Below are 498 nucleotides of genomic sequence, written 5' to 3' on the forward strand. Positions count from 1 at the left end.
ACTACCTCTAATAATGGAATTGAGGGGGAATGGACACCCGAATTAAATAGCTCTAATTCAATTTATACCTTTACTCCTAATTCTGATGAATGTGCAGAAAGTATTGATATAGAAATTGAAATTATTCCTGATATAACACCAGAATTTTCTATTCCTACTGAAGTTTGTGAAGATGAACTTCAAGAATTACCAACAACCTCTGATAATGGTATTGAAGGCGAATGGCAACCTGATTTTAATCCTTCTACGACTGAAACCTATACGTTTATTCCAGAAAATGAAGCCTGCTATTCTGAATTAGTTGAAATCACTATTGAAATTAACAGCCTTTCTGTCAACTTGGATATTGGCCCTATTGAAGCTTGCGACAATAACAACGACGGATTCTTCCATGAATTTGATCTAGATGTTTTAATCGATGATATCAACTTTACCGACAATCCTGAATTAGAAGTGAGCTTTCACCCTACTATTCAAGATGCGGAATCTGGCCAAAAT

Annotated in this window: 1 pseudogene; it reads left to right on the forward strand. The window is 35.1% G+C overall.

Features of this window, described 5'->3' with window-relative positions:
* Positions 1-498: pseudogene (locus G7034_RS09805) on the forward strand (hypothetical protein); the annotation flags it as partial.

It is taken from the genome of Psychroflexus maritimus, assembly GCF_011089875.1.
Lineage (GTDB): Bacteria > Bacteroidota > Bacteroidia > Flavobacteriales > Flavobacteriaceae > Psychroflexus > Psychroflexus maritimus.